Source organism: Vibrio sp. 14N.309.X.WAT.E.F5, assembly GCF_030397615.1.
Taxonomy (GTDB): Bacteria; Pseudomonadota; Gammaproteobacteria; order Enterobacterales; family Vibrionaceae; genus Vibrio; species Vibrio lentus.
Window position 1 is genome coordinate 83,310 of sequence record NZ_JAPNXR010000006.1, and the last position, 14,115, is coordinate 97,424.

14 protein-coding genes are annotated in these 14,115 nt (G+C 44.1%); all 14 read right to left on the reverse strand.

What is annotated here, in order from left to right:
- Positions 1-33 precede the first annotated feature (33 nt).
- The 14 genes from tolB to aspS all read right to left on the reverse strand — a co-directional run bounded on the left by tolB (position 34) and on the right by aspS (position 13,890).
- Complete coding sequence (gene tolB, locus OW495_RS09145) at positions 34-1,386, reverse strand: Tol-Pal system beta propeller repeat protein TolB (RefSeq protein WP_065111061.1); 1,353 nt, start codon at positions 1,384-1,386, stop codon at positions 34-36.
- 12 nt (positions 1,387-1,398) lie between these two features.
- Positions 1,399-2,466, reverse strand: coding sequence for a cell envelope integrity protein TolA (gene tolA / locus OW495_RS09150; RefSeq protein ID WP_102514506.1), 1,068 nt, complete (start codon positions 2,464-2,466; stop codon positions 1,399-1,401).
- A 13-nt stretch (positions 2,467-2,479) separates the two neighbouring features.
- Positions 2,480-2,923 (reverse strand): protein TolR, encoded by a 444-nt coding sequence (gene tolR / locus OW495_RS09155; RefSeq protein ID WP_017105745.1) that lies wholly within the window; start codon positions 2,921-2,923, stop codon positions 2,480-2,482.
- A gap of 3 nt (positions 2,924-2,926) precedes the next feature.
- Positions 2,927-3,610, reverse strand: coding sequence for a protein TolQ (gene tolQ / locus OW495_RS09160; protein ID WP_017111033.1), 684 nt, complete (start codon positions 3,608-3,610; stop codon positions 2,927-2,929).
- A complete protein-coding gene (gene ybgC / locus OW495_RS09165) occupies positions 3,600-4,037 on the reverse strand; it encodes a tol-pal system-associated acyl-CoA thioesterase (RefSeq protein ID WP_017105747.1) in 438 nt (145 codons plus the stop codon). Before ybgC ends, tolQ begins: the two co-directional genes overlap by 11 nt.
- Before the next feature lie 173 nt (positions 4,038-4,210).
- Complete coding sequence (gene ybgE, locus OW495_RS09170; protein ID WP_017111034.1) at positions 4,211-4,513, reverse strand: cyd operon protein YbgE; 303 nt, start codon at positions 4,511-4,513, stop codon at positions 4,211-4,213.
- Positions 4,506-4,613, reverse strand: coding sequence for a cytochrome bd-I oxidase subunit CydX (cydX, locus tag OW495_RS09175; protein ID WP_000270284.1), 108 nt, complete (start codon positions 4,611-4,613; stop codon positions 4,506-4,508). Before cydX ends, ybgE begins: the two co-directional genes overlap by 8 nt.
- A gap of 31 nt (positions 4,614-4,644) precedes the next feature.
- Positions 4,645-5,781 (reverse strand): cytochrome d ubiquinol oxidase subunit II, encoded by a 1,137-nt coding sequence (gene cydB / locus OW495_RS09180; RefSeq protein WP_017111035.1) that lies wholly within the window; start codon positions 5,779-5,781, stop codon positions 4,645-4,647.
- A 13-nt stretch (positions 5,782-5,794) separates the two neighbouring features.
- Positions 5,795-7,381 (reverse strand): cytochrome ubiquinol oxidase subunit I, encoded by a 1,587-nt coding sequence (cydA, locus tag OW495_RS09185; protein WP_029223557.1) that lies wholly within the window; start codon positions 7,379-7,381, stop codon positions 5,795-5,797.
- A 552-nt stretch (positions 7,382-7,933) separates the two neighbouring features.
- Entirely contained in the window at positions 7,934-8,950 is a 1,017-nt protein-coding gene (gene ruvB, locus OW495_RS09190; protein WP_017105751.1) for a Holliday junction branch migration DNA helicase RuvB, read from the reverse strand.
- A gap of 73 nt (positions 8,951-9,023) precedes the next feature.
- Positions 9,024-9,635 (reverse strand): Holliday junction branch migration protein RuvA, encoded by a 612-nt coding sequence (gene ruvA / locus OW495_RS09195; RefSeq protein ID WP_102465795.1) that lies wholly within the window; start codon positions 9,633-9,635, stop codon positions 9,024-9,026.
- A 92-nt stretch (positions 9,636-9,727) separates the two neighbouring features.
- The gene (locus OW495_RS09200) at positions 9,728-11,188 is read right to left on the reverse strand and encodes a methyl-accepting chemotaxis protein (RefSeq protein ID WP_289886124.1); all 1,461 of its coding nucleotides are present in this window, start codon (positions 11,186-11,188) and stop codon (positions 9,728-9,730) included.
- A gap of 195 nt (positions 11,189-11,383) precedes the next feature.
- Complete coding sequence (gene ruvC / locus OW495_RS09205) at positions 11,384-11,905, reverse strand: crossover junction endodeoxyribonuclease RuvC (RefSeq protein WP_004736470.1); 522 nt, start codon at positions 11,903-11,905, stop codon at positions 11,384-11,386.
- A gap of 212 nt (positions 11,906-12,117) precedes the next feature.
- Positions 12,118-13,890, reverse strand: a complete 1,773-nt coding sequence (aspS, locus tag OW495_RS09210; protein WP_065111059.1) for an aspartate--tRNA ligase — start codon at positions 13,888-13,890, stop codon at positions 12,118-12,120.
- Between the last annotated feature and the right edge of the window lie 225 nt (positions 13,891-14,115).

The window sequence follows — 14,115 nt, forward strand, 5'->3', positions numbered from 1 at the left end:
ACTATCAATAGCTAAAAGAATGTATCACTTTAATTAGAGGAACGGTGACCATGCAGGCGCTCTTACGCGCCCGTTGGTTGCCGGTAATCTAGCTTTAAAACGACCATCGATAGAAACCATCGATAGCACGTTTGTTTTGTTGTAAATAGAGCTATAGATAACCATACCTCCATTCGGTGCAATACTTGGAGATTCATCTAACAGTGTTTTTGTTAGCACCTGAACCGCACCGGTTTCCAAATCTTGCTTAGCCAAGTTAAAACCTGAGTTGCTACGATTTACCATAATTAGGAATCGTCCATCAGGGGTGATCTGGCCACCTAAGTTTTGGCTACCTTGCCAAGTAATACGAGAAGTCGAATTATTGGACAAATTTACATTATAAATCTGAGGTTTACCACCACGATCCGACGTGAAAATAAGAGACTTGCCATCTGGGTGCCAGAATGGTTCAGTATTATTAGAACGCCCGCGGGTAATTTGAGTCAGCTTACGGCTAGCAAGGTCAAGTGTGTACACTTGAAGGCTGCCTGTTTTCGACAATACCAATGCCAATGTCTTACCGTCTGGCGAGAATCTTGGCGCGCCATTGTGACGAGGGTATGACGTCACCTTCTCACGTTCACCGGTGTAAATATTCATAATGAATATTTCAGCTTGGCCATTTTGGAAGCTTACATAAGCCAGCTTCTTACCGTCTGGAGACCATGCTGGTGACATAAGAGGTTGTTTAGAGCGAAGTACTAAACGCTCGTTGAAACCATCGTAATCAGCAACACGAAGTTGGTATGGGTATTTATCTTTGTCGTTCACTACTACGTAAGAGATACGAGTTAAAAACGCGCCTTTCTCACCAGTCAGTTCTTCATACACTAAATCAGAAATACGGTGTGCATACTCTCTCAAGCGTTTACCCGGAACCGTCGCTTTCTTGTTGAACAAAACGTGGTCTTTAGAAAGTACCAGTTGGCCTTCATCACTTAACGCACGGCTTTGTCCTTTGGTCAGCTGACCACGAACAATGTCGATCAACTGGTAGTTGACGACGTATTGCCCTTCAGCATTTTTAGTAATGCTACCGGTTAGTAATGAATCAACGCCTAGGTTAGTCCAAGCATCAAAGTCGACCTCTGTTTCGCTGTAAGGCGTTTGAGGCATTTTGCTTGTTGCAACTGGGCTGAATTTACCACTACGTTGTAAGTCAGAAGCGATAACCGCTGATACATCGTGTGGCAAAGGTCCTGCGCCTTCCCAACGAAAAGGCACGATGGCAATAGGTCTAGCAGAGTTTATACCGTCTGTAATAACCAGCTCCAGCGCTGCATGTGCAAACTGGCTGCTTGTCGCTATTACGAAAACAAAACTCAGTAATAGTTTTTTTAACACAAGTTCGTCCTTTTACTCTGGTGATACAGTTAAGTTGATGTCTTTCAGTGATTTCACAATGTCTGGGTCTTTGGGCAATGGATAAGATTGCACTTGTGCCACGGCACGCTTGGTTGCTGCGCACAAACGGCTGTCTCCATCCAAAATACTCAAGCTTCCCAGAATCGCATTCGAACCCGTTGGAATGAGCTTAAGGTTCACTCGACATGAGCGTCCTCTGTAGCTGTCTTCTAACAATAAGTTCTGTTGAATAAGCTGAGTATAAATCGCACCGTAACGCTGTGCTTCATCACTAATAAATTGTTGTTTAGCCGAAGAGTTTTGAGTCGACTCAGTTTCAAGCCCAGCAAAGATATCGTTCAATGCTGCTTCTTGTTGTTTGCGCTCTTTTTCGGCTCTTGCTGCAGCTTCTTTTGCTTTACGGGCTTTCTCTGCTGCTACCGCCGCTTCTTTCTCTTTCGCTATACGCTGCTTTTCAGCACGTTCAGCGGCTTCTTTTTCTTTGCGAGCTTTGTCTGCTGCCTCTTTCGCGGCTTTTTCTTTTGCCACGCGTTCTTGTTCAGCTTTGGCGACAGCCGCTTCTTTGGCCTTGCGTTCTTTCTCCGCCTTAACCACAGCGGCTTCTTTTAGCTTACGATCAGCTTCTGCTTTCGCGGCTTTCTTTTGCTCTGTCTTTAAACGAGCCTCTTCGACTTTACGTTGTTTCTCTTTTTCAACTCGGCGTTTTTCAGCTTCTCGCGTCGCTTTCGCTTCTTTGGCTTGTTTTTCTTTCAGCTTGCGGATGTTTTCTTCTTCCGCTTTACGATTCTTTTCAAGTCGTTCGCTCTCACGACGTAACTTGTCTAACCGTTCTTGTTCTTTCTTACCCGCAGCTTCTCTTTGTTGACGAATCTGTTGGGCTTGCTTGCGAACTAACTGAGGGTCAATCACGACCGCCTGAACCATCTGCCCTGTTGGCTTAGGTTCTGACATCGTGAAGTCTGCTCCCCAAATAAGAGCGACGAATAGAATGACATGCAGCCCGATTGAAATTAGAAGCGGCGTTTTGAAATTATTGGATTTTTTATTATTCGCTTTCATGAATGCTACGGAGCTATTCCCTTATATCCGTTAAAAGGCCAACCTTTGGCACACCTGCACGGCTTAATTCATCAAGTAATAAAACAACTTCAGCGTAAGGCGTTGCGGCATCACCGCCGACCGCCACTGGAGAGTTAGGATTCAGAGACAATTCCGCTTTAACCCGAACAATAATGTCTTCAATTGACAGGCCTCGTTGAACCTCTTCATCGTTAACGCTCAAGCCAAGCTCACCGTCTTTGTTCACTTCAACGATAATGAAGCTCGCGTTCTCGTCACCCAGTAAATCTTGAGCTGATTTAGCCGTTGAAGCCTTTGGCAATTCAACATCAACACCTTGTGTGACGAATGGTGAGGTCACCATAAAAATAATCAGCAAAACCAGCATAACGTCGATGTAAGGTACAACGTTAATCTCTGCCGTCATTTTGCGTTTTTTAGGTTGGTATCCAGCCATCTATTATTCCCTGCCAGCCATCGCTTGACGGTGAAGAATACTGTGAAACTCTTCAGAGAAAGTCGCATAGTTATGTTCGAGTTTACCTACTCGGCTACTGAAGCGGTTGTAAGCCATAACAGCAGGAATAGCAGCAAATAGACCCATTGCTGTTGCAATCAGAGCTTCTGCAATACCAGGTGCAACCATAGCGAGTGTCGCCTGCTTCACTTCGCCTAGTGCGATGAATGAGTGCATGATGCCCCAGACCGTACCAAAAAGGCCGATATAAGGACTGATAGAACCGACGGTCGCTAGGAAAGGTAAATTGGTTTCTAGCTCATCCACTTCACGGGCAACCGCAACGCGCATTGCACGACCAGTGCCTTCCATAATGAAATCAGGAGAAGTGGCATTAGATTTACGAAGGCGTGCAAATTCGGTGAAGCCTGCGTAGAAGATTTCTTCAGTACCAGAAAGCTCGTCTTTGCGTTTATTGCTCTCTTGGTACAATTTAGCAAGATCAACGCCAGACCAAAATTTGTCTTCAAAGACTTCTGTTTGTTTAGAAGCTTGAGATAATACTTTACTTCTTTTTATGATCATTGCCCAAGAAACAACAGACATGCCCATAAGAATCAGCATGACCATCTTAACTAGTAAGCTAGCTTCTAATATTAGGCCTAAGATTGAGATTTCAGCAGTCACTATTCGTTAGCTCCGTGAGAATAAATGTTGGCATTGCTTTGGGTTTCATTTTTTGATTATCGATACATGCTACCTTAACCATTGCTTTACACAATGCCTTGCCATCAGGATTTACGATCTCTTGACAGAAGACCAAGGTAGCTCGCTTCAACTCGTAAATATTTGTAATGACTTGTAAAGAATCATCAAGCCGCGCACCTTGAATAAAATCAATGTCCATATGTCGGACTACGAAACCGATATTTTGTTCTAACAAGACTTGCTGAGAGACGCCAATTGAGCGCAACATCTCAGTTCGAGCGCGCTCAAAGAACTTAAGATAGTTGGCATGATATACCACCCCACCAGCATCGGTGTCTTCGTAATACACTGTCACAGGCCAAGTAAATGGCTTAGATAATCCCTGCAATTTGCTACCACAACCCAAAACGATAAAGATCTCACTATAACCTAACTCTTTATCATTAAAAGTATATGGCAGTGATTTATTTGATTTGAAAGACGAAAAAAAAGGCCATCTGTATAAGATGACCTCTTTTTGGCTAAAAACCCAACAGCTACCTAGGTTTACTTTGTTATAAACCTAATCCACAACCCCATTTAGATAAGGCGCAGCACGGTTAGATAGAGCAAAATCGTGAGTGAAACGTAAGGGCTGAATAATAACTGCCACATCCAAGCTCTTGGTTTAAAACCGATACCATAAACCATGCTCGAGCATACAGCCCAGATGAACATAGGCCCAATGATAGCGTTAAAGCCACCGATGCTTGCCGCATACGTTTCAGGATCCCACATTACTAAACCAACATGCATGAAACCCAATATTAAGGATAAAGCTCTTAACAGAGTCTTATCCATTGGTTGATGCAATTTAGCAACTTGCTCTGCGAGATTACTCACTGTCTTTATCCATCATTTCTGAATGCTCAAGCCAAAGAGCATTGATGATGCCGAATGCACATGCTAGAAGTACACCCAAAATCCATGCGAAATACCACATAAAATTTCTCCTAAGTTATTTAACTTCTAGCTTAGTAAGCTGAAACGTCATTATCTTCGATGTGTTTCTTATCTAGACGACCAAACATTTTGTAGTATGTCCAAGTCGTGTAGCCCAGAATCACAGGAACCATTACCGCCGCAACTCCGGTCATAAGACCAAGCGTTAGCTCACTCGCTGTTGAATCCCACATAGTCAAACTATGGCTAGGGTTCAGGCTAGATGGCATTACGAATGGGAACATTGCAAAACCAGCCGTTAAAATAACACCAGCGTTAGATAGGCTTGAGAACAAGAATGCGAAACCACCACGCTCAAAGCGAGATGCAATCACAGCAAGCAGTGGCATTGCTACACCAAGAATCGGTGCAGCCCACATTGCTGGATACGTTTCGAAGTTTGTCATCCAAGCACCAACTTGAAGTGATACTTCTTTGTTTAGTGGGTTTGAATCAGCAAACGTATCGATAGTGCTTGTAATTACATAGCCTTCGATAGATTGAACCCAGAAGCCACCAATAACGAATAGAGCAATAGCAATTAGGCCAGTGATCTGAGCAACGTTACGAGCGCGACTGTGCAGCTCTTCTGTTGTCTTCATTTGAAGCCATGTTGCACCTTGCATCACGAACAACATCAGAGCCAACACACCACAAAGCAATGCAAACGGATTTAGCAGAGCGAAGAACGTACCATGGTACTTAGACATCATGAATTCGTTCAGTTCGAATGGAACACCTTGTAATAGGTTACCAAATGCCACACCGAAAATGATCGGTGGAACTGTGCCACTAAAGCAAAGTGCGTAGTCCCAAGTCTTACGCCATTTTGGATCTTCAATCTTAGAACGGTAATCAAGAGCAAGTGGTCGTAACCAAAGCGCTGCTAACGTCGCATACATTGCGAAGTAGAAACCAGAGAAAGATGTCGCGTAAACCAGTGGCCATGCAGCAAACAATGCACCACCCGCAGTGATAAGCCAAACTTGGTTACCATCCCAGTGAGGGGCAATCGTGTTTAGCATAATACGACGTTCAGTGTCGCTCTTACCGATAACAGGTGAAAGGGCTGCAACACCCATATCGAAGCCATCAGTTACGGCGAAACCAACCAGTAGAACACCGATCAATACCCACCAAATAAGTCGTAAGCTTTCGTAATCAAACATAATATTCCCTCACTTATACTTCGACTGAACGGCTAACTTTGTCTTCAACAGAGTTATCGTTTTGTTCAAAGTGGTAACGGCCTGTCTTTAAGCTACTTGGACCTTTACGTGCGAATTTCAGCATTAGGTAAACTTCAGCAATTAAGAACACTGTGTACAGTGCCAGAATCGCGAATAGAGAAGTCCAAAGCTGTTCAATAGTTAGTGCTGATGCAGCCACATTAACCGGTAGGATTTCACCAACCGCCCATGGTTGACGACCAAATTCAGCAACGAACCAACCCGCTTCGATCGCAATCCAAGGCAGTGGGATTGAGAATAGCGCAGCTTTAAGTATCCATGGTTTCTGTTCGATCTTCTGACGACACGTTTGAACAAATGCCGCACCGAATACAAACAACATGATGAAGCCACAAGCCACCATCAAACGGAATGACCAGAATAGAGGCCAAACTGTTGGGATAGAATCATCCGCAGCCATTTGGATTTGATCTTCTGTTGCATCAACAACGTCGTCTGTGTAGCGCTTAAGAAGCAGACCGTAACCTAGGTCACCTTTCACTTCGTCGAACGCTGCAATGTTTTCTTCAGACTTGTCGCCTGAACGTAGCTTTTCAAGCAGCTCGTATGCGTACATACCAGTACGGATACGATCAACGTGATCATCACGTAAGTCACGCAGGCCCGTTACTTCAGTATCAAGCGAACGCGTTGCGATGATACCCATTACGTAAGGGATTTTAATTGCGTAGTCAGTATTCATTGTTTCTTGGTTTGGAATACCAAAAACAGTAAATGCTGCTGGAGCTTCTTCAGTGTGCCACTCTGCTTCTACCGCAGCGAGCTTCACTTTTTGAACTTCACCAAGCTCGTAACCAGATTCATCACCTAGCACGATTACTGACAGGATCGCCGCCATACCGAAAGATGCAGCAATCGCAAAAGAGCGACGAGCAAAGGCAAGGTCACGACCTTTAAGAATGTAGTATGAGCTGATACCAAGGATGAACATTGCACCCGTTGTGTAACCAGACGCCACTGTGTGTACGAATTTAACTTGCGCTACTGGGTTTAGTACAACTTCAGCGAAGCTCACCATTTCCATACGCATGGTTTCAAAGTTAAATTCCGCACCCACTGGGTTTTGCATCCAGCCGTTCGCTACCAAGATCCAAAGCGCTGAGAAGTTAGAGCCAAGTGCTACTAACCACGTTACCGCTAAGTGCTGACGCTTTGACAATCTGTCCCAACCGAAGAAGAAAAGACCAACAAAAGTAGACTCTAGGAAGAATGCAACAAGCGCTTCAATAGCTAGCGGAGCACCGAAGATGTCTCCAACGTAGTGAGAATAGTAAGACCAGTTCGTACCAAACTGAAACTCCATGGTTAAGCCTGTCGCTACACCAAGAGCAAAGTTAATACCAAACAATTTACCCCAGAACTTGGTCATGTCCTTGTAAATTTGTTTGCCAGTCATTACATATACTGACTCCATAATGGCAAGAAGAAATGCCATACCTAAAGTCAGTGGAACAAATAGGAAGTGATACATCGCTGTAAATGCAAACTGCAATCGCGACAGATCAACAACATCAATCATGGTAACTCCTTTGTGTCGGCTGAATGACACTTGTGTGATTATTCACCGCAAATATCCATGTTAAAACAATTTATATAATTGTTATTACAAATTGAAATTTGTAGCAAAAACGTACCGTTATAGTTAGATTATTGTTAAGCATGAGCTAATATAGCTGGCGCTAATATTACTGGTAAAATCAGTATGTTTCAAAAGGTTTATAGGAGAAGTCTGCGTTGATTTGTATCAATTTTATTCAAGCAAATTAGAGTTATTTTTAAACAATCATGATTAAAATCACACCAATTTTAGCGTTGTTAATAACCGCGCATGATATCTGTGACAAAAGCTCAGCACCACTTCAACATCCAAATTACAACTACCCATAAAGTATTAACAAAAGATATGACAGTTTATTTCATTTTTTGTTAGCTAAATCAAACTTGAAATCAAAGTTTCCATTTTTGAATTTCGATATTTAGCCTTTTTATCGATTTGCTCAAAGAGTTGTTATTCAATAAAAACCAAAAAATCCCAGCGCTTATGCAACTGGGATCTTTAGAAATGAATAAGTTAACGATTTGAGGGTTTGTCTATTCCGAAGTGTAAATACGCTCTGTCGGTAGCAATTCGACCTCTTGGTGTTCTTTGCAGATAACCCTGCTGAATCAAATACGGTTCCAATACATCTTCAATCGTATCTTTTTCTTCACCAATCGCAGCTGCCATGTTATCGATACCGACCGGACCACCACCAAACTTCTCCATAATCGCAAGTAGAAGCTTTCTGTCCATGTAGTCAAAGCCTTTGGCATCAACGTCCAACATATTGAGTGCCTTATCCGCTACGTCTGGGCAAATATGTCCGTCGGCTTTCACTTCCGCGTAATCTCGTACACGGCGTAATAAACGGTTCGCGATACGCGGTGTACCACGAGCACGACGAGCAATTTCTAATGCCCCATCCGACTCCAATGAAAGTCCAAGGCAATCTGCGCTGCGCTGAACGATGTTTTGAAGGTCTTCAACCTTGTAATACTCAAGACGCTGAGTAATACCAAAACGGTCACGTAATGGCGATGTCAGTGAGCCAGCACGAGTGGTTGCACCAATCAAAGTAAAAGGAGGAAGGTCGATCTTGATAGAACGTGCCGCAGGGCCTTCACCAATCATGATATCCAGTTGGTAATCTTCCATTGCTGGATACAGAACCTCTTCAACCACAGGGCTTAAGCGGTGGATCTCATCAATGAAAAGCACATCGTTTTCTTCGAGGTTGGTTAATAGCGCGGCTAAGTCGCCCGCTTTTTCTAAAACCGGACCTGAAGTCGTGCGGATGCTCACATCCATTTCATTAGCAACAATGTTCGCAAGCGTGGTTTTACCTAAACCGGGAGGGCCAAAAATCAACAGATGATCCAGAGCTTCATTTCGCATTTGGGCTGCTTGAATGAAAATCTCCATCTGGTTACGAACGTGGTCCTGACCTTGATAGTCGGCTAACGCCTTTGGACGTATTGCACGGTCGATAACATCTTCATCTTTAAAGACCGGATTATCCGGTGCAATCAGGCGATCGGCTTCAATCATAAATTCTGTTATTCCTAACTCTGCGTACAGGCAAAGTGAATGAGTCTATTTTCTAGAACAAGTATATGAGGTATTAAACCATCGACTTCAGTGCTTCGCGAATCAATTGTTCGCTGGTCATGCCATCTTTAGCCACTTGAGCAACAACTTTAGAGGCTTGAGTCGGTTTATAACCCAACGCAAGTAGTGCGCTTACGGCTTCTTCTTCAGCATCGTGAACCGCTGGCATCGAGTCCATTGGCGCTGCATCCGTTGCAGGCGTAAACAGATCACCTGTGCCCCACCCTTTCAAGCGGTCTTTCATTTCAACAACCAGACGCTCTGCCGTTTTCTTACCAACACCCGGCAGTTTAACCAGCGTAGAGATATCTTCACGTTCAACGCTCTGAACGAATTGGCTTGCCGTCATTCCAGAAAGGATACCAAGACCAAGTTTAGGACCGACACCATTCGCTTTAATCACTTCACGGAACAAGGCACGCTCTTTAACGGTGTTAAAACCATAAAGTAGCTGAGCATCTTCACGTACCACAAAATGAGTGTAGATAATTGCTTCTTCGCCTACGTTTGGTAACTCATAAAAACAGCTCATTGGCATTTGAACTTCATAACCAACACCACTGACTTCAATCAATAATTCTGGTGGCTGTTTTTCTATTAATGTACCGCGGAGACGTCCGATCACAATTCACTCTCTTGATGGAATTTAATTTGAAGGACAGAATATAAAAGAACTGGATACTTATCCAGTTCTTTGTGTTTTTTGAAGTGAATTATTTAGGCTTGTTTGGCTTGCGAGACCACGCTGTTCAAGCTCGCGACCAATTCTTTAACCGAAGTCACATGACCTGTTAGCTCAGAACCATAATTCGCGACTAAGCCTGACACTGATTTAGTTTCCGCCACACTTTGCGCCACTTCTGAACTGGCGATATCGAGCTCTTTTAACGAATTCATCTGCATCGCCATAATATTGGTGAGCTGATTAACATCTGTTGAGATGGTTTGCACCTCTGAGATGATACCGTTCATCTCGCTCGCCGTGGTTTCGATGATTGCTCTGCCGTGTTCAACTTCTTCTTTACTGCGGTCTAACAGAGTTCGAATCTCTATCGCCGAATGACTGCTTTTCGCCGATAGCTCTCTTACCTGATCAGCTACCACAGCAAAGCCTCTTCCTTGCTCACCTGCACGAGCTGCTTCGATTGCCGCGTTGAGTGCTAATAGATTGGTTTGCTCAGCAACCGAAGTGATCAAATCGGCGACTTTCATGATCTTTTGATTACTTTGAATGATCTGACTGATCGCATCGGTTGAAGCTTCTAGTGACTCTGAGCTCTTTTGTGCTTTAGTGCCAACCGCTTCGCTACGCTCTTTCAGTTCACCTACAAATGAATTGGATTCTTCGATGCCTTGAGTCATTTGATGGAGTTGTTGGCTCATCTCTTCTGCAGCGCTCGCTTGAGATTCACAATTGACATTCAACACTTCGACTTGAGCATGCAAGTCTTGTGACTGCTGATCCAAATGAACCGAAACACCCTGTAGACTCTCTGAATTCGAATTGGCTTGGTCGAGCACGATAGAGAGCCGACCTTCACTTTGCATCGCTTGATTGGCAACGTGTTGGCTTTCTGAAATCGCATCCTCTGCCATTTCGATGGCCACCTCTTTTTGCTTAGCGGTAAAGGCTTGAGCAATACAGATCACCACCAGCGGCATAATCACGCCGGACCAAGTTTCTACCACTACCGCATCAGGGGTTAGCTCAAGCTGAGGAAATACAAATCCATTGAGATGTGCTGAGGTCATCACTAATGAAACACCGATAACCAGCCCACTCCATACCAAAGCCACAATTCGTGTTCCTGATAAGAAAAAAGCGACCACTAACAAAGGCACCCAATAAGCTTGAGTGGAAGCCACAACTCCACCGCTTTGATAAATGATGTTCAACGCGTGGACAGCCATGCCGACAAAACCAAAGTTAAGTGCAAGGCTCGGCTTACTCGTCACACGAAGTAGCAGTGCAGAGATCAGTTCGAATACGATAAGAAATACAGATGTGGCGATCAGAAGTTGCTCTTCGTGCTTAGTCCACTTGATTAAGCTATAAACACCCACGAAGAATGCAATAAAAGTGAAGAGTAATAAGATATCGGCTTGTCTGACTTCGTTGTTACTCCACCCATTGCTTTTAGGTAGAAACAACGCGCGCCACAGCTTGATTGGGTTCATCAGTGATCATCCTTGATTAACTTGTAAGACCTCCGACCAATGTTAATAACATGTTAAATGATACGCAATGTTATTATCTGGGTTCTGTTCGAAAGATCTCATTTCATCAAGGATTTAGGGCGTATTGTTTTGATATGAGCCAAACGAGGCGTAAGGCTCATGTAATGCAAGCTTTTAGAAAGTAGAGGGATGGAATTAACGGTAACGCCCTTTTCTCGCGCCTGTCGCTTTACCAGCAAGAGCTACCAAGGTTTTATTGGTGTTGGCGTGAGTGATCGCTACGCCTAGAGCATCGGCTGCATCGGCTTGTGGCTTAGCGGGTAGTTTGAGCATACTCATCACCATATTCTGAACCATAGACTTATCAGCGCCACCATTACCCGTCACCGCTTGTTTGATCAAACGAGCCGCATATTCATGTACAGGTAAATCTGCATTCACCGCTGCTACAATCGCACTACCACGAGCTTGACCCAGTTTAAGTGCTGAATCGGCATTCTTCGCCATAAAGACCTGTTCGATCGCAAACACATCTGGCTGAAACTGAGTGATGATTTCGCTCACACCGGCGTAGATTTGTTTGAGGCGGCCTGGTAGTTCTTTTTCAGAGGTGCGAATACAACCGCTACCTAAGTAATATAGATGGCGACCATTTTGACGAATCACGCCATAGCCGGTAATGCGAGAACCAGGGTCAATCCCTAAGATAATAGACATAACTTCAAATACTGATTATTTATACATGCTTTATGAGCTTAGTATATCGAACGCAAAAAAAAATGCCCGTCAAATTAACGGGCATTTCGTTGTTCTGCGAAAGAAAAAGTTCTAACAAAAACTAAGTATTGTTTAAAGCTTAAGTGCTATCTAAGACTTAAGCTCTATTGAAAACTCACAGCTTAATTAGAAAGTTGAGCTTAATCGTTTGATTAGTCTTCTTTCTTCGCTAAGTTAACAGCGATTGCTAGCTCTTCCAGTGATGCTGGGTTTGCTAGGCTCGGCGCGTCTGTTAATAGACATGCTGCAGCTGTTGTTTTCGGGAATGCGATAACGTCTCGGATGTTCTCTGTACCACAAAGAAGCATTGCTAAACGGTCAAGACCGAATGCTAGACCTGCGTGTGGCGGCGTACCGTACTTAAGTGCTTCAAGTAGGAAACCGAACTTCTCTTGTTGTTCTTTTGCTTCGATACCTAAGATACCGAATACAGCCGTTTGCATCTCTGCGCTGTGAATACGTACAGAACCGCCGCCGACTTCGTAGCCGTTGATTACCATATCGTAGGCATCAGAGTTAGCTGCAGCTGGGTTTGCTTTTAGCTCTTCCGCGCTCACACCAAGTGGTGATGTGAATGGGTGGTGCATTGCGTGAAGGTTGCCTTCGCCATCTTCTTCGAACATTGGGAAATCAATAACCCAAAGAGGAGCCCACGCTTTCTTGTCTGTTAGCTCTAAGTCATCACCTAGCTTGATACGAAGTGCGCCCATTGCTTCAGCAACGATGTTCGCTTTATCTGCACCAAATAGGATGATATCGCCAGATTCAGCTTGAGTACGCTCAAGAAGACCGTTGATTACGTCTTCGTTTAGGAACTTAGCAACTGGAGATTGGATACCTTCCATGCCAGCAGCACGGTCGTTAACCTTCATCCAAGCTAGACCTTTCGCGCCGTAGATACCTACGTGCTCTGCGTAACCGTCGATTTGCTTACGAGTCAGCTTAGCGCCGCCCGGTACTCGGATTACTGCTACGCGACCTTTTTCGTCGTTCGCAGGGCCAGAGAATACTTTGAACTCAACGTCTTTAACTAAGTCAGCAACGTCTACTAGTTCTAGTGGGTTACGTAAATCTGGCTTATCAGAACCGAAACGACGAATCGCTTCAGAGAAAGGCATTACTGGGAATTGACCCAGTTCAACATCTAGAAGTTCTTTCCACATATCGTGAACTAGCTTTTCAGTGATGTTACGCACTTCTTGAGAAGACAGGAATGATGTTTCGATATCGATCTGAGTAAATTCAGGCTGACGGTCAGCACGTAAATCTTCATCACGGAAACATTTAACGATTTGGTAGTAACGGTCAAAACCAGACATCATCAGCAGTTGCTTGAACAGCTGAGGAGATTGAGGAAGTGCGTAGAAGCTACCTTTATGAACACGGCTTGGTACCAGGTAGTCACGAGCGCCTTCAGGTGTCGCTTTAGTTAGTACTGGTGTTTCGATGTCTAGGAATAGGTTCTCGTCTAGGAAACGACGAACGAAGCTAGAAGCACGTGCACGAAGCTTAATACGATCGCTCATTTCTGGACGACGAAGATCGATGTAACGGTACTTAAGACGCTGTTCTTCAGAGTTCGTTTGATTGAAATCCAGTGGAAGCGCTTCTGAACGGTTGATGATCTCTAGGCCAGTTGCGTAAAGCTCAACTTCACCCGTCGCCATATCTTTATTTACTTGGCTGTCAGGACGAACACGCACTTCACCAGTAAATTTGATACAGAATTCATTACGCAGTTGGTTAGCGATCGGAAAGATATCTTTCATATCTGGATCGACAACAACCTGAACGACGCCTTCACGATCTCGCATATCGATAAAGATAAGACCGCCTAAATCACGGCGACGGTTTACCCAGCCGCACAATTCTACAGTTTGTCCCGCCAGGGACTTGTTCAGGTTACCACAGTAATGGGTACGCATAATGAATTTCCCAATCTCTTAATTATTTACTAATTTCCAAGCTGTCAGTGGTCATTCCACACAACAGAGCAAAGGAACATTTATACGCGGAAACTCGCTTAAAATCGACCTTCCACATTCGAATTTATTGTGTTTTATCTGGCTTTGCTGCTTTTTAGCCCATCAAGTGCGCAAAGATTCATCAAAACCGAAAAAATTGTGCTAATTATATCTCGAAAGTACCTT

Excerpts from the sequence above, each read along its gene's own strand:
- OW495_RS09200 (WP_289886124.1), bottom strand. The coding sequence starts at position 11,188 with ATGAACCCAATCAAGCTGTGGCGCGCGTTGTTTCTACCTAAAAGCAAT.
- cydX (WP_000270284.1), bottom strand. The coding sequence starts at position 4,613 with ATGTGGTATTTCGCATGGATTTTGGGTGTACTTCTAGCATGTGCATTC.
- ruvB (WP_017105751.1), bottom strand. The coding sequence starts at position 8,950 with ATGATTGAAGCCGATCGCCTGATTGCACCGGATAATCCGGTCTTTAAA.
- cydB (WP_017111035.1), bottom strand. The coding sequence starts at position 5,781 with ATGTTTGATTACGAAAGCTTACGACTTATTTGGTGGGTATTGATCGGT.
- ruvC (WP_004736470.1), bottom strand. The coding sequence starts at position 11,905 with ATGTCTATTATCTTAGGGATTGACCCTGGTTCTCGCATTACCGGCTAT.
- aspS (WP_065111059.1), bottom strand. The coding sequence starts at position 13,890 with ATGCGTACCCATTACTGTGGTAACCTGAACAAGTCCCTGGCGGGACAA.
- tolA (WP_102514506.1), bottom strand. The coding sequence starts at position 2,466 with ATGAAAGCGAATAATAAAAAATCCAATAATTTCAAAACGCCGCTTCTA.
- tolR (WP_017105745.1), bottom strand. The coding sequence starts at position 2,923 with ATGGCTGGATACCAACCTAAAAAACGCAAAATGACGGCAGAGATTAAC.
- cydA (WP_029223557.1), bottom strand. The coding sequence starts at position 7,381 with ATGATTGATGTTGTTGATCTGTCGCGATTGCAGTTTGCATTTACAGCG.